Origin of the sequence: Paenibacillus sp. MMO-58 (assembly GCF_037146255.1) — a bacterium.
GTDB lineage: Bacteria > Bacillota > Bacilli > Paenibacillales > Paenibacillaceae > Pristimantibacillus.
The window spans coordinates 19,970-40,563 of the sequence record NZ_JBBCVY010000012.1 but is presented as its reverse complement, the minus strand read 5'-3'; the positions used below and the strand labels follow the sequence as shown (position 1 = coordinate 40,563).

General features: G+C 52.7%; 17 protein-coding genes. 7 read left to right on the top strand and 10 right to left on the bottom strand.

All coding sequences use genetic code 11. The annotated features are described in order from the left end of the window. Nucleotides 1–27: 27 nt before the first annotated feature. On the bottom strand, nucleotides 28–1,095 hold the full coding sequence (gene isdC / locus WFJ73_RS27240) for a heme uptake protein IsdC (protein ID WP_336776090.1): 1,068 nt from the start codon (nucleotides 1,093–1,095) through the stop codon (nucleotides 28–30). A gap of 504 nt (nucleotides 1,096–1,599) precedes the next feature. Between isdC and WFJ73_RS27235 the strand changes: the two genes are divergently transcribed. The 3 genes from WFJ73_RS27235 to isdG are packed head-to-tail and all read left to right on the top strand — an operon-like array spanning nucleotide 1,600 to nucleotide 4,678. After that, nucleotides 1,600–2,538 carry an ABC transporter substrate-binding protein gene (locus WFJ73_RS27235; RefSeq protein WP_336776089.1) on the top strand — a complete coding sequence of 313 codons (939 nt, stop codon included), beginning with the start codon at nucleotides 1,600–1,602 and terminating at the stop codon, nucleotides 2,536–2,538. An 11-nt stretch (nucleotides 2,539–2,549) separates the two neighbouring features. After that, a complete protein-coding gene (locus WFJ73_RS27230; RefSeq protein WP_336776088.1) occupies nucleotides 2,550–3,548 on the top strand; it encodes a FecCD family ABC transporter permease in 999 nt (332 codons plus the stop codon). Then, nucleotides 3,545–4,678, top strand: coding sequence for a heme oxygenase (isdG, locus tag WFJ73_RS27225; RefSeq protein WP_336776087.1), 1,134 nt, complete (start codon nucleotides 3,545–3,547; stop codon nucleotides 4,676–4,678). Before WFJ73_RS27230 ends, isdG begins: the two co-directional genes overlap by 4 nt. A gap of 299 nt (nucleotides 4,679–4,977) precedes the next feature. Here the strand turns inward: isdG and galU are convergent, their stop codons facing one another. Genes galU through WFJ73_RS27210 form a run of 3 tightly spaced genes read right to left on the bottom strand, consistent with a single transcriptional unit; the run spans nucleotide 4,978 to nucleotide 7,936 of the window. Continuing rightward, nucleotides 4,978–5,862: a UTP--glucose-1-phosphate uridylyltransferase GalU gene (gene galU / locus WFJ73_RS27220; RefSeq protein ID WP_336776086.1), complete on the bottom strand. Its 885-nt coding sequence runs from the start codon at nucleotides 5,860–5,862 to the stop codon at nucleotides 4,978–4,980. Nucleotides 5,863–5,882: 20 nt separating this feature from the next. Next, nucleotides 5,883–7,265, bottom strand: a complete 1,383-nt coding sequence (locus WFJ73_RS27215) for a HAMP domain-containing sensor histidine kinase (RefSeq protein WP_336776085.1) — start codon at nucleotides 7,263–7,265, stop codon at nucleotides 5,883–5,885. After that, nucleotides 7,262–7,936, bottom strand: a complete 675-nt coding sequence (locus WFJ73_RS27210) for a response regulator transcription factor (protein WP_336776084.1) — start codon at nucleotides 7,934–7,936, stop codon at nucleotides 7,262–7,264. Before WFJ73_RS27210 ends, WFJ73_RS27215 begins: the two co-directional genes overlap by 4 nt. 152 nt (nucleotides 7,937–8,088) lie before the next feature. Between WFJ73_RS27210 and trxB the strand changes: the two genes are divergently transcribed. Together trxB and WFJ73_RS27200 are read left to right on the top strand one after the other, a co-directional pair. Beyond that, nucleotides 8,089–9,030, top strand: coding sequence for a thioredoxin-disulfide reductase (trxB, locus tag WFJ73_RS27205; RefSeq protein ID WP_336776083.1), 942 nt, complete (start codon nucleotides 8,089–8,091; stop codon nucleotides 9,028–9,030). A gap of 184 nt (nucleotides 9,031–9,214) precedes the next feature. Further along, on the top strand, nucleotides 9,215–10,966 hold the full coding sequence (locus WFJ73_RS27200; protein WP_336776082.1) for an alpha-glycosidase: 1,752 nt from the start codon (nucleotides 9,215–9,217) through the stop codon (nucleotides 10,964–10,966). Nucleotides 10,967–10,987: 21 nt separating this feature from the next. On the opposite strand, the gene WFJ73_RS27195 is transcribed toward WFJ73_RS27200, so the two are convergent. The 5 genes from WFJ73_RS27195 to WFJ73_RS27175 all read right to left on the bottom strand — a co-directional run bounded on the left by WFJ73_RS27195 (nucleotide 10,988) and on the right by WFJ73_RS27175 (nucleotide 16,909). Beyond that, a complete protein-coding gene (locus tag WFJ73_RS27195; RefSeq protein ID WP_336776081.1) occupies nucleotides 10,988–11,488 on the bottom strand; it encodes a hypothetical protein in 501 nt (166 codons plus the stop codon). A 195-nt stretch (nucleotides 11,489–11,683) separates the two neighbouring features. Next, nucleotides 11,684–13,339, bottom strand: a complete 1,656-nt coding sequence (locus WFJ73_RS27190) for an alpha-amylase family glycosyl hydrolase (protein WP_442955996.1) — start codon at nucleotides 13,337–13,339, stop codon at nucleotides 11,684–11,686. A 9-nt stretch (nucleotides 13,340–13,348) separates the two neighbouring features. Continuing rightward, nucleotides 13,349–14,197 carry a sugar ABC transporter permease gene (locus WFJ73_RS27185; RefSeq protein ID WP_336776079.1) on the bottom strand — a complete coding sequence of 283 codons (849 nt, stop codon included), beginning with the start codon at nucleotides 14,195–14,197 and terminating at the stop codon, nucleotides 13,349–13,351. Beyond that, entirely contained in the window at nucleotides 14,194–15,501 is a 1,308-nt protein-coding gene (locus WFJ73_RS27180; RefSeq protein ID WP_336776078.1) for a carbohydrate ABC transporter permease, read from the bottom strand. Before WFJ73_RS27180 ends, WFJ73_RS27185 begins: the two co-directional genes overlap by 4 nt. Before the next feature lie 82 nt (nucleotides 15,502–15,583). Next, nucleotides 15,584–16,909: a sugar ABC transporter substrate-binding protein gene (locus WFJ73_RS27175; RefSeq protein WP_336776077.1), complete on the bottom strand. Its 1,326-nt coding sequence runs from the start codon at nucleotides 16,907–16,909 to the stop codon at nucleotides 15,584–15,586. 436 nt (nucleotides 16,910–17,345) lie between these two features. Here WFJ73_RS27175 and WFJ73_RS27170 point away from each other — a divergent pair, with 436 nt between their 5' ends. Together WFJ73_RS27170 and WFJ73_RS27165 are read left to right on the top strand one after the other, a co-directional pair. Further along, the gene (locus WFJ73_RS27170) at nucleotides 17,346–18,380 is read left to right on the top strand and encodes a LacI family DNA-binding transcriptional regulator (protein ID WP_336776076.1); all 1,035 of its coding nucleotides are present in this window, start codon (nucleotides 17,346–17,348) and stop codon (nucleotides 18,378–18,380) included. 57 nt (nucleotides 18,381–18,437) lie between these two features. Next, complete coding sequence (locus WFJ73_RS27165; RefSeq protein WP_116394051.1) at nucleotides 18,438–18,872, top strand: Dps family protein; 435 nt, start codon at nucleotides 18,438–18,440, stop codon at nucleotides 18,870–18,872. Nucleotides 18,873–18,942: 70 nt separating this feature from the next. On the opposite strand, the gene WFJ73_RS27160 is transcribed toward WFJ73_RS27165, so the two are convergent. Continuing rightward, a complete protein-coding gene (locus WFJ73_RS27160; RefSeq protein ID WP_336776075.1) occupies nucleotides 18,943–20,463 on the bottom strand; it encodes an MDR family MFS transporter in 1,521 nt (506 codons plus the stop codon). Nucleotides 20,464–20,594: the final 131 nt, after the last annotated feature.

The window sequence follows — 20,594 nt, the reverse complement described above, 5'->3', positions numbered from 1 at the left end:
AAAGTTTCTAAAGTTCAAAAGCCTCATTTATTGTCTGGTCGAACGTTTGCGCCGTTGGACGATGAACATCACTGCCCCGGTTATAATAACGCCAGCCAGAATATATATGCCTTTCGAATCCCGACCGTTGCCGCCTGCCGGCTGCAAAGCTTCCTCTGCAAGCGGGGCGGAAGCTGTTTCTGCATCGGCATCGTCCGCGATTCCCGCGGCAGCAGCTTCATCGCTGCCCGGATCGCTCGCTTCCGCTGCTTCCGGTTCCTCCACCGCGGTTGAATCCGCAGGCGTGCCTGGAGACTCGCTCGCCTCCGGACTAATCGCGCTGGCTGCCGATGTTGATGACGGCTCCTGCTCAGCGGAAGCGCCAACCGCTTCCGAGCTCCCTTTGCCGTCGCCGGAACCGGCAGCCGTTGCGCCGCTTGCCCCCTTCTCCTCCGTGGAGGTTGGCTTCGCCGTTGAAGCCGGGGGCTCCTTGCTGCCGGATGGCTTTGCCGTGCCGGTGCTTGTGCCCTTATCCGCTGCCTGCGTTTCCTTTGGTGTTTCCTTTGGTGTTTCCTTTGGTGTTTCCTTCGGCGTCTCCGCCGGCGTTTCTTTTGGCGTCTCCGGCGGTTTTTCCGCAGGCTTCTCCGCCGCTTTAATCAGCTTGAAGCTCTTTGTATCAAAAGAAAATCGGATCGTGTACTTATGGTCGTATCCGATATCCTCAACCGTCACGTGGATCTTGGCGGAAATAGGCTTCGAGAGATCATCCGCCCGAAATTCAACCGTTCTTTTGTCCGCGACTTCATCCGTGCCCACCACTTTCACGGCGGAGTAGGATCCGCTTCCCGACGGAACGCTGAACTCTTTCACCCACTTGCTGTGATTAATGGTCATCCGGACTGTAGTCCCGCTGTCCGCAACCGTGACGGTCGCCGGCTTCTCCCAATAATCGTTGGCAATCGATGCGGAATCATCCTCGGCTCTGAGCACCACGTAACCGGCCGAGTAGCTTCCGGCTTCCAATGAGGCAGCGGCGGCTGCGTAAGTTGGAATACAGGCGATGATGACCATTAACGAGAGGATCCACGCGCCCATTCTCCCTATTATCCTTTTCATTGAAACCTCCAAAATTATTTCACTTAATGACATTTATTTACTTTTATTAACTGGAATTAAGAGAAAATAATTGTACATAAATATTATGATAATACTTTATTGATTATCATTCTCAATAAAGATCAAAAAAAATAGGACCTGCATCCTCCTTCCTAGCTGATAATAAAATTTGGGGCTATAAGCAAACCTAGTCCTTTAATAATCAAGGATTTCGGGCATGAAGAAGTACATCGGGCCCATAAAACACCCGTATCTTTCCATCGTTCTCCCTCGCTTGCCAGACCTCATGTAAACTCAATGAGAAAATTAACACAGTTTAATTGAGAACGTCAACCATAAATATGAAATTCGGTTCAATTATTTTTATTTTTTATCATCAAAAATTTTTATCTAAAAAATTCCTGAAAAACTATTGACGTTTCAAATGAGAATGAATATCATTATTGTTAAACTGAGAATCATTCTTGATTACTTGGCCATTTTTACCCGTAAAGGAGGGCAATCATGCGTAATCGCTTATCGCTATTAGCAGCCGTTGTGGCCAGTATCGTTATAAGCTGTTGCGCTTGTGGCAATACTTCGTCGCCCGCTGAAGCAGGCAGTGCAATCGCGATCAAGGACTTCACCGGAAGAAGCCTGGGCTTTAACCATGTTCCGGAACGAATTGTTGCGCTTGGCAACGGCGAAGCCGATATTATCTACGCGCTTGGCGGCAACCTGATTGGTCGCCCTACCTCCGAGCTGCCTCAAAGTCTGGATGCCTTGAGCGAGGTGAAGCAGATCGGGACCGCGCATGAGGTCGATCTCGAGAAAATTACGCTGCTGCATCCGGATGTTGTGCTTGGCAACAGTCCAATGAACACGAAGGACATCCCGACCATCGAGAGCATCGGCTCCAAGATGCTGCTTACGAGCGCTAATTCCGTGCAGGAAATTACGCAGCAAATCGAATTGTTCGGCAAGCTTCTTCAAAATGAGGACCGGGCAAGCGGGCTCGTCGACCAAATCAACGGCCAACTGGCGGAGTATAAGGCAGCCGCAGCGGCAAACAGCCCTAAAGTGTTGCTCATATACGGAGCTCCCGGGACGTTTATGGCCGCCCTTCCTTCTTCGCTTGGCGGCAACATTCTTGAACTCGCCGGAGGCGTAAACATCGCTGCCGACTATCCCCGCCTGCAAAGCTACCCGCAATACGCGCAGCTTAGCAATGAAAGGATCGTACAGGCGAATCCGCAATACATATTTATCATGACGCATGGGAATGCGGAGCAGGTAAAGGAAAGCTTCTTGAAGGAAATGGCGGACAACGCGGCTTGGAACAATGTAGACGCGGTAAAGCAAGGGCATGTCGAGATTCTTCCCAATGATCTGTTCGGCACCAATCCGGGAACCAGGGTCATGGAAGCTTTGACACTCATGCGCAATCACTTGTCCGCAAGCTGAAAGGGAAAATCATGAACATCAAGCAACGTACCAAACGCCGAAAACTCGTACTCTCCATCGCGCCGGTTCTCGTTATCGCAAGCCTGCTGCTTGGCCTTATGGCGGGCTCCGTGCCTGTCGCGCTCGAAGATATTTGGCATGCCTTAACGGCCCGGGGAGAATCGCCCCAGGATACGATCGTCTTCGATCTCCGGCTGCCCCGCGTTCTGATCGGATTATTAACCGGTGCTTGTCTTGCCGCCTCCGGCGCTATCCTGCAGGGCATCATGCGCAATCCGCTTGCCGATCCCGGCGTGATCGGCGTATCCTCCGGCGCTGGCCTGGCAGCCGTTATTACGATGGTTCTGCTGCCGCAATTCAGCTATCTCTTGCCGGCGGCAGCCTTCCTTGGCGCCTTAATATCATCGATCATCATCTACACGCTGTCATGGGATAAAGGCGCTTCCCCGGGCAAAATCGTACTTGCCGGCATTGCCTTAAATGCGCTGATCGGAGCTGTCATGAACGGCGTGATGGTTATGTACAGCAACCGTATTCAAGCCGTGCTGCCTTGGCTGTCCGGCGGACTAAACGGCAGAAGCTGGCATCATCTCTCCTTCATGCTGCCTTACGCGGCGGCAGGTCTTCTATTGTCCTTCCTGGCCATCAAGCCTGTCAATCTGCTTATGCTAGGGGATGATTCCGCCAAGCTGCTTGGACAAAAGGTAGAGACGCAGCGCATGCTGCTTATTCTTCTCGCCTCTCTGCTGGCCGGAACGGCCGTCAGCGTCGCCGGACTGATCGGCTTTGTCGGCCTGATTGTCCCGCATGCGATAAGACTCATGATCGGCGACGATTACCGTTATCTGATGCCGGCGTCCATTCTTGGCGGCGCAGCGCTTGTAGCGCTGGCGGATACGGCCGCCCGGACGGTGCTCGATCCCGTCGAGCTGCCCGTCGGCATTTTGCTGGCCTGTCTTGGAGCACCCTTTTTCTTATATCTGCTTAGGAAAAGGAGCAATTGGCGATGACAGCAGCAGAGACAAAAGGACTGACGCTGGAGCGGGGCATGTTCAAGCTCACAGACGTCAATGCCATCATTCCGAAGGGCAAAATAACCGCTATCGTTGGACCAAACGGTTCCGGCAAATCCACCCTTCTCTCTCTTATTACAGGACTGTCTTCTCCCGATGAAGGCAGCATCACGATATTAGGCAAGCCTGCGGAGCAATATTCCAGGGCGGACTTCGCAAAGGCGGTCTCCATGCTCCCGCAGTCCAAGGAGTTTATGCCCAATGTCACGGTCCGGGAATTAATCGAATACGGCCGGTCCCCTCACCGTCCCATGTTCTCGCAGAAGCTCTCCAAGGAAGATCACGACGTGATCGAATGGGCGATGCGCCTGATGAGAATCAGACGGCATGACGACCGTATGTTTAACACCCTCTCCGGAGGGGAGCAGCAGAAAGCCCGGATCGCAATGGCGCTTGCCCAGAAGACCGGACTGCTTCTACTTGACGAACCAACGACTTATCTGGATATCGCGCATCAGCTCGAAGTGCTTGAAGCGCTTGTCAGTCTTAACCGTCAGCAGCAGACAACGATTGTTATGGTATTGCATGACCTTCAGCAGGCTGCCGCTTATTGCGATCATCTGATTGCAATGAAGGATGGAGAGATTCATTCTGCCGGCGGGCCTAAAAACGTATTATCTAAAGGATTCATGAGAGAAGTGTATGAACTGGAGGCAAAGGTCAGCTTCGACGGCCATTACCCCATTATTATTCCGGTTCGAAAACAAAACGAGGAGGAACAAACGATGATTATCGTAACGAACACATCGCAGATCGTAAAAGGCAGCGGTGACAAGCTTGTTGAGCGTTTTGACCGGATTGGCAAGGTTGAGCAGATGGAGGGCTTCCTCGGACTCGAAGTATTGTGGACGCAAAATCTGAAAGAGTATGACGAGGTGGCCGTTGTTACCCGCTGGACTTCCAAGGATGCTTTCCAGGCGTGGACCAAAAGCGAAGCGTTCCGCGAATCGCATAAAAACCGCAACATCCCGGACTATATTCTCGATAATAAAATTACGTTCCAGGAAGTAAAAATCAGACGCAATCCGATTACGGAAACGGCGTTGGATGAGACAGCAGCGCAATAGGTAAATGACCTGTTCGGCAAGCCCTCGGTTTGAGGGCTTTGCTTTTTTTTTGCAACAAAAGCGATCTACGTTGGAGGAAATCCACTCTATAACATGCGAAGTAACTTAAATAGCTAATTTTAATGGAGCAAATCCAAAGTAGGCAAAATCGCCTCAAGCGGGGGAGGCCAAAAGCGTTCTTCCCGGCACAAGCTTTGGCTCGAATCAGGCCGGTAATTATGCAAAGTTATCTTATAATAATAAAAAACGCTGCTGAAAGAGGTTCCCCCTTCACAGCAGCATGCTTTTCCGTTCATTATTCAGCCCAGTCGCTCGCGCAAATATTTGCGGACTTCCTCCGACAGATCCTCCCGCTCCAGCGCAAAATCAATCGTTGCTTTCACGAAGCCCAGCTTATCGCCCACGTCATGGCGTTTGCCCGTGAACCGATGCGCCTGAATCGGAGCAAAATGATTCAGCTGCTGAAGGCTGTCCGTCAGTTGAATTTCTCCCGCCTTGCCCGGCTTGGCATGCTCCAGCAGCTCGAAGATCGCCGGATCCAGCACATACCGCCCAACAACCGCCCAATTGGATGGCGCCTGCCCCGGCGCAGGCTTTTCGATCAGGTCAAGAATGCGTTTATGGGAAGGGTCGGCGTTATCAAAAGCGGCAATGCCGTATTTATGCGTCTGATTCCAAGGCACTTCCATCAGGGCGACAACCGAGGAGCCCGTCTCCTCGTACTGATGAATCATCTGCTGCAGGCATGGCGGCTCGGAACGCAGGATGTCATCGCCAAGCAGCACTGCAAACGGCTCGTCCCCGATAAAACGCCGCGCGCACAAAACGGCATGTCCAAGCCCAAGCGGCTCCTTCTGGCGGACGTAATAGATATCGGCCAGATGCGAGATATCCCGGACGATGGCGAGCATCTCTTCGTTGCCGCGTTCCTCGAGTTCTTTTTCCAATTCATAAGATTTGTCAAAATGGTCCTCGATCGCCCGCTTATGCCGCCCGCTGACGATAATGATGCTGTCGATGCCGGACTGCACCGCTTCTTCTACAATATATTGAATAGCCGGCTTATCGATAATCGGTAGCATTTCCTTCGGCTGCGCCTTGGTGGCGGGAAGAAATCGCGTACCGAGTCCCCCCGCCGGAATAATGGCTTTGCGTACCTGCTGCCTCTTCTTCTCATGAAACATGGCCGTCACCCTTTCTTGTTTCACATTGACGGTTCGGGATTGAGCGGCAGCCGAACGACAAATACCGCCCCTTGCTCCGCATCCTCGATCTCGATCGTTCCGCCATGAATGTCGATAATCTTCTTCACAATAGATAAGCCAAGCCCGCTTCCGCCCTCAGAACGGTCCCTCGACGGATCGATTTTGTAAAACCTTTCAAATACCCGGTCCCGTTCCTCCTCCGGTATTCCGCTGCCCGTATCGGAGATCCGGACGACGGCATAGCCGTTTTTCTCCGAGAGCTGGAACGAGATTTTGCCTTCCTCGGGCGTAAATTTAATACTGTTCGTAAGCAGGTTGATCCATACCTGGCTCAGTTGATCTTCGTCCGCTTTAATCACGGTCTCTTCCATTAAGAGCTCTACCGTCAGCCGCTTCGCAAGCCAGGTCGGCTCGCAGGACAAAACAACGTCGCGAAGCTGCCTGTCCAGCCGGTAGGTGACCGGTTTGTACGGATGATGCTCGGAATCCAGTGACGCCAGCTTCAGCAGGTTTTCGCTTAGCCGGGATAGGCGACTGCTCTCCTGCTTAATAATACCAACATAACGATTTCGGTCCCCTTCCGTCAAATCCTCGCTGCGCAGCGCCTCTGCAAAGCCGCCGATCGAGGTGAGCGGTGACTGGATTTCATGCGATACGTTGGATACGAAATCGCGCCGCATCGTCTCCAGCTGCGACAAGCTATGCGCCATCTTGTTGATGCTGTCCGCAAGCTCGCCCAGCTCGTTCTTGTGCGACATCGGAAGCTGTACGCCAAAGTCGCCTTTGGCTATGCGGGTTGTGGCGGCCGTCATCATTTTGAGCGGCTTCACCAGATAACGGGCAGCGAACAGAATCAGGATACAGCCGACCACCAGCAGCGTAATCAGAATGGTGAACGTATTCCGCTGAAAGCTTCGGACCTGCCGGACATGATCCGGAGTAATAAATACCGCCCATTCCGTATTGCCGAATTGCGCCAGGCGGCCGTATGCCGGAGGCGATGGCGGCCCGCCCGCATGCTCGTCCGCGTAGTTTACCCGTTCCGTTTTGCCTCCAAAAATGTTCTCGACCGTCTTGTAAGTCAAATGATTCACGATCGCCCGGCTTGTCCGGCCGACCTGAATAACAAGCCCGTTTCGGTTGACGGCAACGATCGACATCTCTTGAAGGCTCGAGACCTGCTCGAGGAACATCGGCAAGGACCGCGGAGACGAATCGTTGTACAGCCGCTCAAGCCGGGTTATCATCATTTCCTCCAGGCCGTTCTGCCCCTGCAGATCCCGCTTGAACAGCTGGTTCGCCGTATAATAGGCAATACTTATACTTACTAATACGATGACCAGAAAAGTCACCGCTATTCTTACATACAAGCTGCGGATCATGCCCGCTCCTCCAATCGGTAGCCAAGGCCGCGGATCGTCACGATGCGGAAGCCAAAATCGTCCTCCGGAAACCGTTCGCGAAGACGCTTAATATGTACATCAACCGTACGCTCGTCCCCTTCGTAGTTCATCCCCCACAACTGCTCGATCAGATGCTCCCTCGTGAAGGTTTTGCCCGGATAGCTCGCCAGCTTGAAGAGCAGCTCGAATTCCTTCGGCGGCAGCAGAATCTTCTCGCCGTTCGCGGCAAGCTGGAAGTCCGAGCGGTTCATTGACAGCCCGCCAAGCTCCACGACCTGCGAGGAAGCAATGCGGTACCGCTTGAGAAGCGCTTTGACTCTGACGATCAGCTCCGGCGGATCAAAGGGCTTCACCACGTAATCATCGGCGCCAAGCTCAAAGCCTTTTACCTTGTGAGCCGTCTCGCCCTTGGCCGTCAGCATCAAGAGCGGCATATCGAACGACTCACGCAAAGCCGAGCATAAGGCCCATCCGTCCATTTTGGGCATCATCACATCAATCACCGCGAGATCCGGCTTGACCGCCTCCAACCGGGTTAAAGCGTCATCCCCGTTGGTCGCTTCGATCACTTCGTAGCCTTCTCTCCGCAAAAACAAGCTGACAAGCTCCCGTATATTCGGATCGTCGTCCACGACGAGTATTTTCGGCATTATAGAGCACCTCCCGTAAACTATCTTTCTACAATAATACATCTAGATGAAATTAAGATGAACTGTATTGACAAAGTTTACAGATTGTAATAATTTTAAACTAGAAATTGCGACATATACCAACAACATATAGATGAGTGGAGGAATTCTTCATGCACAAAACAGTCATTATCGGTACCGGCCCTGCCGGATTGACGGCGGCGATCTATCTGGCGCGCGCAAATATGGAGCCCCTCGTTATCGAAGGCTGGCAGCCAGGCGGTCAGCTGACGACAACAACGGAAATCGAGAACTTCCCGGGTTTCCCTGAAGGCATTCTCGGCAGCGAACTGATGTCCAACATGCGTAAGCAAGCGCAGCGTTTCGGCGCATCCTTCCGCAATGGCTCCGTAAAAAGCGTCGACTTTAGCAAACGTCCTTATACGCTTGACGTTGAAGGCATCGGCGAAATTCAAGCCGAATCCGTTATTATCTCGACGGGCGCTTCCGCGAAATACCTCGGCATTCCGGGCGAGCAAGAAAACATCGGCCGCGGCGTCAGCACTTGCGCAACTTGCGACGGCTTCTTCTTCCGCAACAAAAAGCTGATCATCGTTGGCGGCGGCGACTCCGCAATGGAAGAAGCGGTCTTCCTGACTCGCTTTGCATCCGAAGTAACCGTTGTTAACCGTCGCGATGAGCTCCGCGCTTCGAAAATCATGCAGGACCGCGCACGCGCGAACGAAAAAATCAGCTGGAACCTGAACAAAACTCCGCTTGAGATCGTTCCCGGCGAAATGGGCCTGAAAGGCCTGAAAGTACGCAACAACGCGACCGGCGAAGAAGAATTCGTGGAAGCGGACGGCGTGTTCATCACGATCGGCCATACGCCTAACACGAAATTCCTCGGCGGCCAAATCGACACCGACGAGCAAGGCTACATCATCGTGAAGCCCGGCACTTCGGAGACTAACATTCCTGGCGTATTCGCGTGCGGCGACGTACAAGACCGTCAATACCGTCAAGCGATCACGGCGGCAGGCAGCGGCTGTATGGCAGCACTGGATGCGGAACGCTTCCTGGAAGCGCAAAGCCATGACGCGGTGCATGCTTAAGATTTTATAAATCCGGAATTGCCTGTGGCTCGTTCGGACGGTTCATAGTATAATGAGGAAGTTCGAACGATAATTTAAAGGCAATGCTACCTATAAAGGTACAACCTCGCTGATTTTTATAATTAGCAGGTTGTGCCTTTTTCTGTTTTCTACCCCATTATCCGATTGGAGTGATCTTACCTTTATGCTGCTGGAAGCGATCTATCACAGACCGAAGCAAAACTGGGCTTACGCTTATAACCATACCACCCTGCATATCCGGATCCGCACAAAACGCAATGACGCGGAGCGCGTAGAGCTTATTGCTGGAGATAAATACAACTGGGCTGGAACGTTTACCGTTGCCCAGATGAGCGTGCTCTCCTCGGACGCGCTTTTTGATTACTGGGAAGCTTCCATAGAGCCTCCCTTCCGCCGGCTTCGGTATGCGTTCCGCCTGACGGATGGCGATGAAACGGTGATTATGACGGAGAGCGGCTTTCCGGCCGAGCTGCCGGATAATCCGAATACGTTTTTTGACTTCCCTTATATTAATCCGGTGGATGTGTTCTCCCCTCCGGCTTGGGTGAAGGACGCGGTGTTCTATCAGATCTTCCCGGAACGTTTCGCAAACGGTGATCCTTCGCTGAACCCGGAGAAAACGGAAGCTTGGGGCGGCAAACCAACGCCAACAAACTTCTTCGGCGGGGACCTGCAAGGCGTGCTGGACCATCTGGATTATTTGGCCGAGCTTGGCATTAACGCGGTCTATTTCACCCCGCTGTTTGAAGCAACAACGAACCATAAATACGATACCGAAAACTATATGCAGGTGGACCGTCATTTTGGCACAAACGAGAAGCTGAAGGAGCTAGTTGAGGAATGTCATAAACGCGGAATCCGGGTGCTGCTGGATGCGGTGTTTAACCATGCGGGCCAGACGTTCCCGCCGTTTGTGGATCTGCTGAAAAACGGCGAGAAATCCGTCTATGCGAACTGGTTTCATGTGCGGGAATGGCCGCTTCGGGTGGAGGACGGCATCCCTACTTACGAGACGTTTGCTTTCGAGCCGATGATGCCTAAGCTGAATACGGAAAATCCGGATGTAAAAGCCTACTTGTTCAATGTGGCGCGCTATTGGATCGAGAAAATCGGTATCGACGGCTGGCGGCTTGACGTGGCCAACGAGGTGGATCACCAGTTCTGGCGGGAGTTCCGCCAAGCGGTGAAATCCGTGAAACCCGATGCGTATATCCTCGGCGAGATCTGGCATGACGCAATGATGTGGCTGGAAGGCGACCAGTTCGATGCGGTGATGAACTATCCGTTTACGAACGCGGTGCTCGACTTCTTCGGTCATCAGACGATTAACGGCAAAACCTTCGCCGATGCCATCGGCCGGCAGCTTGCCGCTTATCCGCAGCAGGTAACGGAAACGGCGTTTAACCTGCTGGACAGCCATGATACGCCGCGTCTTCTGACGATCTGCGGCGATGAAGTGGATTCGATGAAGCTGGCGGCTCTGTTCCAGCTGACCTATCCGGGTACGCCGTGCATTTATTACGGCGATGAAGTGGGCATGAACGGCGAGGGCGATCCCGACTGCCGGAAGTGCATGGTGTGGGAGCCGGAGCAGCAAAATCAAGAGCTGCTCGCTTTCTATAAGCAGGCGCTTGCGCTGCGGAGCAAGCATGCCGCGCTGCGCAGCGCGGACATCCGCTTCCTGCAGGCAGCGGATGGCGAAGATGGCGGCGTTATCGTGTACGAACGCCGCGATGGGGACGAGCGCATCCTCGTCGCGATGAATGCGCGAGGGCGCGAGGCTGTTGCCGCCGTGCCAGCCGGCGGCAGCTGGGTGTCGCTGCTCGGCGATGAGCAGCGGCTTGAGCCGGCAGCCGGGAAGCTGCGGCTGCGGCTCCCGGGGTACGGCTACGGCATGTGGAAGCAGCTTGTATAAAAAGGAGAGACGGACACAGCATCAAGCTGGTCCGTCTCTATTATTTTCATCAGGCTTGCCTGCCCGATAGAAGCGATTACGTATTAAAGCAACTGCCGTCTGAATCAGAAGCAGCAGCAGCATACCGCTAAGAAAGGAATAAAAGTTGATATAGATCGTATTCGTATATTGGTTCAACCAGCCGAATTCCGTGATTCGGCCATCGATCCGATCATGAATCCGCTGAGCTTTATCCACCTGAAGCAGGAGCGATACCGCAAAAAAGAAGAGAAGAATAAGCAGTACCCGGATTCTGTTGTATTGAACCAGATACCGTTCCCTGTGCACGATTAAAGCAATACCGGTTAATAGCATCAAATACATCGGCAGCTCAATAAACCAAAGGATAACCGCAGGATTGCCGTTGCCTGAAATTCCTTTATCCGGAGTCATCTCGATCGTAAACAGATCAACAAGAAAAATAAGAATAACATTAATCAAGAACACAATGAGCGTCACGATCCGCAATGCTTTCGTATTCAATGTTCGCCACCTCCCACAGCCCACGCCGAGTCTCACGCCATTTCCCGCAGACTACTATTGTACCGCTCTAACGGTTGGTTCAAACCCCGGTTGCTCCGGTTTCTTCATCGTAGCCTTCTTCCTGCTTACCCGCCAGCGGCAAAGCCCCCGCCGTCCAAATAACAAAAAATCCGGCGCCTGAGGCACCGGATTCGTCTACTTCAATATAACGCTGCTGTATGGCGGCAGCGTGACGACGCCGCCGCTTAACTCGGCGGCGTTGTCGCTCTTGCGGCTCAGCTTTGCGAATGAGCCGTACTCTTCGGCCAGCTCCGCCTTTTGCGGCTGGCCGGACAAATTGTGCAGCACGAGCACGCGCTCGTCTGCTGTTGCCCTCACATACGCGGATACCTGCGGTACCGCGTTTTTCAAGCTGTACGCGGCGATACCCCCGTCGCGCAAAGCAGGCTCCTCGCTGCGCCACTTGAGCAGCATCCGATACCAAGCAAGGAGCGACTGAGCATCCCGCTGCTCATTCTCCACCGATACGGCAGAGCCGGCCGCATTATACTTGCTCGCTTCCCAGCTGGTTTGCCCCTCCCCGCCCGCAGGCTCAGCATACCAGACCATCGGCTCGCGCAAATACTCATCCGGCTTAGCCCCAGCCATGCCGATCTCTTCGCCGTAATAAATAAACGGATTTCCCGGCAGGGTGAGCAACATGGCCGCAGCCATCCTGGCATGGGCCAGATTGCCGTTCAAAGCGGTCATCACCCGAGTCTGATCATGGTTGCTCAGGAACGGCGCGTCCACATACGTTCCGCCCGAGGACTTCTCATACAACCCGTATGCCTTGCCAAGCGTAAAGGCCAGATCCGAATCCCGCTCCCGGTCAGCCGAGCTGATCAGCTTGCCGGCAAGATCGAAATCAAAAGCCGAGTCCAGCGCCTTATCCAGATAAGGAGCAATAACAACCGGCGAATCCCATACCTCGCCTACCAGGTAGGCATCCGGCTTCACGCCGGACAAGCCACTGCGAAACTCCTGCCACCATTTTTTATTCGCGGCTTGAATCCCGGCGCTGTTAATGGTTGAAGCATAGTCTCCGTAAATATGCTTGGCCGCATCGAGTCGGAAGCCGTCCAGCCCCTGCTCCAGCCAATATTGGCCGATGGACACAAGCTCTTGGCGTACATCCGCATTATCAAAATCCAAATCCGGCATGCCTTCCCAGAACACGCCTAAATATTTGCTTTTCCCATCAGCCGTCACATGCCACGGATTACTGCCAACCGCGCCGTCCGCCTTCACATCCTCATCGGCCCCGGCAAAATGGTACCAGCTCCGATACGGACTATCCGGATCCGCAAGCGCCTCCTTAAACCACGGATGCTCCGTGCTCGTATGATTCACGACCAGATCCATAATAACCTTGATGCCGCGCTTATGCGCCTCATCCGTCAGCTTCTTCAGATCTTCCAGCGTACCGTAATCCGGATTGACCGCCCGGTAATCCATCACGTCATACCCGTGATAGCTTGGCGAAGGATTAATCGGCATAAGCCAGATCGCTCCGACGCCGAGCTGCTGCAGATAGTCCAGCTTAGCCGTTACGCCGTTCAGATCGCCAATCCCGTCCCCATTCGAATCATAAAAGGACCGGACAAAAATCTCGTAATAAACGGTGCCCGGCTGTTCATCCACCGGCTCCGCAGAAGCCTCCTTCACAGCAGCGGCAGCCGTCGGCGATGCCGAGGCAACAGGCTCACTCTCAGCCTTCCCGCCGCCAGCGTTATTCGCCGAGCAGCCCGCAAGCGAAGCTGCCAAGGCAGCAGCAATCGCGGCACGCACAAACCAACCTCCATACGCCATAGCCAAGCCTTATCCTTTCGAAGCGCCTGCCGTAAGCCCTTGAACAAGGAACTTCTGCAGGAAGACGAAGAGCAGCGTGATCGGAACCGCGATAAGCACGGCGCCGGCAGCAAACATCGTAAAGTTCGAGTTCTGGTACGAGCTGACCAGATCCCACATGCCGACGGCAAGCGTCCAATTCTCTTTCGAGCGGAGCACCAGCCGGGCGAAAATAAAGTCGACCCAAGCTCCCGCAAACGTCGTCAGCGCGACATAGATCAGAATCGGACGGGCAAGCGGCAGCATGATCCGGTAGAAAATCTGCAAATGATTCGCGCCGTCAATCCGTGCCGACTCATCGAGGCTGCGCGGAATCGTATCGAAGAACCCTTTTATCACAAACCCGTTCATCAATACCGAGCCCGCGGAATAAACGATGATAATCGCCGTGTGAGTATCAAGCAGGTTAAGCTGAAGCAGGAAAATATACACCGGCACCAAGCTCATGAAACCGGGGAACATGCCCAGGACAAGCAGGGTTGTCAGCAGGGTTTTCCGCCCCTTGAAGCGGAAGCGCGACAACGCGTACATGCTCATCGTCGACAGAATCGTCGAGAAGATCATGGACAGGAAAGCAATTTTGAGCGTATTCAGATACCATCTGCCGTATAGAAATACCTTCGAGTGGAACAGCTCCGTGTAGTGCGACAGCGTAAACGTCTTTGGAATAAACGAATCGCTGTACAGCGAAGTGCCCGGCCGCAGCGATGACAGCAGCACCCAAAGGGCAGGATAAAGACAACAGATCGCGATGACGGTCAGCACCACATAGCTAAGCGTCAGCCGTATATAACGGTTCCTCGATTGACCAGCCTTCATTGGATCATATCCTCCTCTTTGAACGACTTCGTACGACGGTAGTTAATAATCGAGAACGTTGCGATAATGATGAAAATAATAATGCCAATCGCCGAAGCCATATTGAATTGGCTGTTGTTCAGCGTCAGTTTGTACAGCCACGTGACAAGCAGATCCGTGCTGCCCGCATATTGATAATTGCCGTTCAGCGGTTCGCCGTTCGTCAGCAGGAAAATCAGGTTGAAGTTATTGATGTTGCCCGCAAACTGCGTTATCAGAATCGGTGCGGTGGCGAACAGGACAAACGGCAGCGTAACGATCCGGAACTTCTGGTAACCGGAGGCTCCGTCCACGTCCGCCGCTTCGTAGAGATCCTTCGGAATGGCGGTAAGCACGCCAAGAATAAGAACCATCGAAACCGGAATGCCCACCCACATATTAACGAGAATAGCGGTTGCCTTCGCCCAGGTCGGATCCGTCAGCCAAGGCAGCTTGCCAAAGCCGAAGTACGACAGATACTGGTTAATCGGGCCAAATTGTCCGTTGAACAGATTGCGCATAACAAGCAGCGAGATCAGCTGCGGAATCGCGTAAGGCAGGATAAAGAGCGTCCGCCACAGCTTTTTAAACTTCACATCCTTCTGTTCAATAAGCAGAGCAACAAGCAGGCCGCCGAAATAGCAGGTTGCGGTCGCCAGCACGGCCCAAATAATCGTCCATGTAAATACGCCAAAAAACGTTCTGCTCCAGGATTTCAGCGTCAGCAAGTCTTTAAAGGTGTTGAAGCCGACCCAATCGACCAGCTTCGCCGGCGGAATATGTTGAGGCAATGAGTAGTTCGTGAAGGAAAGCAAAATCATGAAGACAATCGGCATAATCGTCAGGAACAATACGCCAAGGCCCGGAATGGTCAGCAGCAAATGAGGAAACTTGCGGTCCCACACATAGCTGATAGACTCCCGGAAGGTCGCGGCCCGAATGCCTTGCTCTCTTTTCGCCCCCGTACGGTACGCATCGCGGATATTCATAATGTAAATGGTGATAAAAAGCGCCAATACCAGAACCGTAATTAGCCCGTTAATCATCAGGAAGATCGAATGATCCCCTTTGACCGTCTGATAAACCTTGCCTACCTTTACCATCTTGGATGGCGTATCGCCAAGCGTCCAAATCCCCCACAGGTCATGCACGAGGCGAGGGATAAAATAAACAAGCGCTGCCGCCTCCGTCAGGAGCAGCAGTATTCCCTTCATGTATTGTCGGTTGTACAGTTGGCCAAGCCCCATAGATATGGCGGACAAAATAGCACTGCGACGACCATTCATACCCGTGTACTCCTTCCACGGCTTACGCCCGCCGAAACTGCTTTCGGCGGGCGAGCCATCTGTCTCTTATTTCGCTATGCTATTATTTCGTCGTGCCTTTAGCCGCATCTTGGATTTGCTTGACCGCGTTGTCGAGAGCCGCCTTCGGATCTTTGTTCTCGTTCCAGATATCAGCCAGAGCTGCGCCGATCGGATCCCATACCTTGCCCATTTCCGGAATCGAAGGCATCGCCTGCGAGTTGACGAATTGCGCCGCAAAGCCGCTCGAGATCTCATCCGCTTTGAACGTTGGATCTTCCATTGCTTCTTTGTTCGCCGGAATCGCGCCAGTCAGCGAGTAGTCTTTCAGTTGGCCTTCCTTGGAAGAAATGAAGTTAGCAAACAAACGGGAAGCATTCGGGTATTTCGTAAACGAGTTCACGTACCAAGCTTTTACGCCGGAGAACGAAACAGCCGGTTTGCCGTTAATGGTCGGGATTGGCGCTACGCCAAAGTTAATGCCCAGGTTCTTGAAGTCGCCGACTTTCCAAGGACCCGTAATCGTCATCGCCAGCGATTTGTCGGCGAATTTGCCTTGGATAATGTCCGCGGAAGCGTCGCCGGATTTGATCGGCAGAATTTGCTTCAAGGATTGGAAGTACTTCAGACCTTCAACCGCGCCATCGTTGTTCAGACCGATGTCGGCAGCGTTTGTGCCGTTCTCGCCAAACACGTAGCCTCCGGTTGACGCGAAGAAGATGTAGTTGAAGTAGAAGTTGCCCATTTCCCACATGAGGGCGTATTTATTTTTTGCGGGATCATTGAATGTTTTCGAGAAGGTAACGATGTCGTCAAACGATGCCGGAGGCGTCTGCACCAGGTTTTTGTTGTAGAACAGCGCGTAGGTTTCTACCGAACGCGGGTAACCGTACAGGATACCGCCTGAAGTTACCGCGTTAACCGCAGCTTCCGCGTTTGCCGTTTTTGTCTCTTCTTCGTAGAAATCGTTAGGAAGAATAAGTCCGGCCGCTACCGCTTGGCCAAGGTTGTCATGCGGGAACGTTACGATATCGGCACCGATGCCCGCAGGGCCGTCGGTTGTCAGCTTTTTCACTTGGTCCGGCGACTCTACTTCTTCGATTTTGACCGGAATATTGTATTGCGCCGTAAATTCCTTCGCCATTTCCTCTACGAAGCCGCGCTCGTTCTTCGAATCCCATACGGTAAGCGTTGCGCCTTCTTCCGGCACGATCGCCTCGTCCGCAGGTTCCTCGCTTGCGCCTGCATTGCCTGCGTCAGCCGAAGCTTCTTCCGTTGCCGCAGGAGCGTTTGTTGCCGCAGAATTGCCGTTGTTATTGCTGCCGCCGCTTCCGCAAGCCGACACGATGAACAATGCCGTGATCATCGTCGTTACAAACCATTTTTTCATTCTTAATGATCCCCTTCCGTATTGTATGACTTGGGATAGATGCGCCCGATCTTACCCGTTTTCCGTGCCTGCAGCGGGTATGCCGCTATTTGTCGTTTTGTGCAAACGTTTGTGCAAAAGGCAAAAGAAAAGTAAGGGTACACGTCGTTTTCATCCTTTTTTGGCTGTCTTCACGCCAATTATCGCAATGAAAGCGTTATATCCACGAGTTCATCATACAACAGCCTATTGCGTTTGTTAAAACGTTTGCACAGATGATCTGCGCAAGTAATTTTATGGTTATCTCCTGTTTTCTTCGATTTTCTTAGATTTGCCCAATATTTCACTTATTGCTCGGCAAAGTTCCGAACTGCCAGTTTACTTTAAAGAACCATTCAAGTAACATGGATGCATAGAGTTCAAACGATTGCATAAGGGTAAGGGGATCACGATAACGATGGTAACCATTAAAGATATTGCGAAAGCGGCAGGCGTTTCCCCTTCGACCGTGTCGAGGGTGGTATCCAATCATCCTCGGATCAGCAAGGAAACGTCCGCCAAGGTGAAAAAGATCATGGAGGAAATGGGCTATCACCCGAACGTCATGGCCAAAAGCCTGGTCTCCAAGACAACCAAGACGTTAGCCATCATGCTCCCCCGCCCTGCGGAAGAGCTGTTCCAGGACTTCTTTTTCGGAGAACTGTTAAGAGGAATACTGACCCACTCCACCAGAGCGGGCTACGATATGCTGCTTACGACGGCAACAAGCGCGCACGACGAGACCGAGACGATATCCCGGCTTGTGTTCGGCAGACGCGTAGACGGCGTCATTCTGCTGTCCGCAAGGGTGAACGATCCGCTTATCCGTTATTTGAACGAGCAGGACTTCCCCAGCATTCTGATCGGCCGCGCCGGCGAGGAATACAGCCGCGTAATGACGGTCAATAACGATAACGTTCTAGCTGCTTACAACGCCACCCAGCACTTGATCAAGCAAGGCCATGCCCGGATCGGCTTTGTGAGCGGACCAACCAATCTGACCGTTTCGAACGACCGGATGGAAGGCTATAAAAAAGCGATGCGCGAGGCAGGACTGCCCATGCAGTCGGAGTGGATTGTGGAAGGCGAGTTCCTGCAGGAAAGCGGCTTCCGGGCCATGTCTTTTATCATGGGACTGCCGGAACGCCCGACAGGGCTTGTGGTTATCGATGACGTGGTGGCGTTTGGCGTGCTTCGCGGCTTAACCGAAATCGGCTACAAGGTGCCCGATGATATCAGCCTTGTCAGCTTTAACAATATTGCGTTGTCCGAGCTTGCCACGCCGCCAATCAGTTCGGTAGATATCGGTACGTACCAGCTCGGCTATACGGCCTCGCAGCTCTTAATTCGCCAAATTCAGGACGAGCCGATCCATCAGTCGCATGTCATTATCCCGCACCGGCTGATCGTTCGGGAATCCTCCGTTCGCCTTGCCGCCAGCCGCGGTTTTTAAGTATGCAAAACCTTTCCCGTGCGCACACTACTGCCTAGGAAAGGAATGTGAAACCCTATGACACAAACAAATGACGTTCTCAATAAACAAATCGCCAATTGGAGCGTCCTGTACATCAAATTGCACAACTTCCATTGGTATGTCAAAGGCACTCAGTTTTTCACCCTGCATGTGAAGTTCCAGGAGTTCTACGAGGAAGCGGCTCTTCATGTCGATGAGCTTGCCGAACGGCTGCTGGCGCTAAAAGGCGCACCGGTTGCAACGATGGCGGAATACTTGAGAATTGCCAGCATCAAGGAAGCATCCGGCAGCGAATCGGCCCACCAGATGGTCGAGACGCTTATTACCGATTTCTCTATCGTCATCAGCGAGCTGAAGGAAGGCATGGATATTGCGCAAGACGCAGGCGACGAAACGACCGCCGATATGCTGCTTGCCATCCACACCACCCTCGAGAAGCATGTCTGGATGCTGACCGCTTTTAACGCTTGATCTCGTTCTATAACAAACACCCCCGCTGAAGCCTTCGGGCCTCCGCGGGGGTTTGTTATGATGTAAGAATCTAAGCAACCGTTTGTCCAGCCGCCTCCGCTTCTGCTGCATCCTCATGCTTCGTGAGCACTTCCTTCTTCAAGAACCAGGTGATTACAAAGGATACTACTGCAAATCCAAGTGCTATAACGAAGATATGGTCAAAGGAATTGGCAAATACCGTTTGGATCTTCAGCACGAGGTCCGATGGCAATCCGGCCGGAATTCCGCCTGTCTTGATCGAATCGACCGTCCCGGGGTCCATTCCGCTGGCTAAGCCGTTTATGCCGTCTTTAATGCTCTTAGCGAGAACACTGCCGAATACGCTAAGACCAACCGTAGCGCCAAGAGACTGGAACAGCTGAACCGTGCCAAGCGCTACGCCGCTATGCTTTTTCTCTACGGACTCCTGCACGATCAGGTTATCTCCGCCAAACAACGCCCCAATGCCAAGTCCCATAACAAAGAAGGCAATAATAACAAACAGCGGAGTTGTGCTTACGGCCAGCTGCGTGAGCATGAATATTCCCACAAGCGGCAGAATGAAGCAGGTAATAAACAGGTTGCGATAAGCGACGCGTGTAATCAAAAAGCCGTTTACGATACTGGACGGGATTGCTCCCGCCATAAAGGCGAACATCAGATAACCCGCTTCGGTAGGCGTAAGTCCCATCACATTTTGCGCGAAGAACGGGAAGGTTGCGATTCCGCCCATAAGTCCAAGCATTAACGTAAAGACAAGAAGGGACAATACAACGACATTCCGGTTGCGGAATAGATGCAGCGGAATGATCGGCTGCTTCGCTCTTGATTCGATACGAATAAACAGGGCGATCAGAGCGGCAGATAAAACCAGCAGACCGATGATGATCGGGGACGACCAGCTTAATCCCTGATTATCGATCAATACGGGCGCAATCAGGAAGGACAGCAATGCGGCGACAAGCGTTCCCGCCCCTGCCCAGTCAATGGTATGCTTTTCTTCCCCTTTGGACTCATGCAGTCCTTTGAATAAGAAGGCAACCGCGATAACCGCTACGGGAATATTGATCAGGAACAACCAATGCCAATTGAGATTTCCGACAAAATAACCACCGATGGTTGGTCCGATTAGCTGCGGCAGAATCATCAATGGACCAATAAGGCTCTGCACCTTCGCGCGCTGTTCGAGCGGGAAGGATTCTCCGATAATAACAAGAGCGATCGGCATTAATCCGCCGGCACCGATCCCTTGAATGCCTCTGCCGATAAGCAGCTGGGCCATGGAGTCGGCGGAGCCGCACACGATGGAACCGAGACAGAACAAGGCCATACAGCTCATGTATATTTTTTTCCGGCCAAATACATCCGCAAGCCTGCCCAATATCGGCATAGCAATCGTCATAGCCAGCATATACACTCCTGCTACCCAGCCGTACAGCGATAAACCGTGCAGCTCGCGGATAATCGTTGGCATTGCGGTTGAGACGACCGTCTCATCCATCTCGGCAAATATAAGGCCAAGAAGCAAGCCGATCAGGATGAGCGTTTTATTGTTTTTATTCACAGTCACAGATAAGCACCTCTCCACTTCTTTGATCTGGAATCATCATACCTGCCGAATTTAAACGGAATTTAAACCGAAGCAGAAAAAGAAAAAAAGACTGTCGATTCTATCTCGACAGTCTAACTCGTTTTATGGCT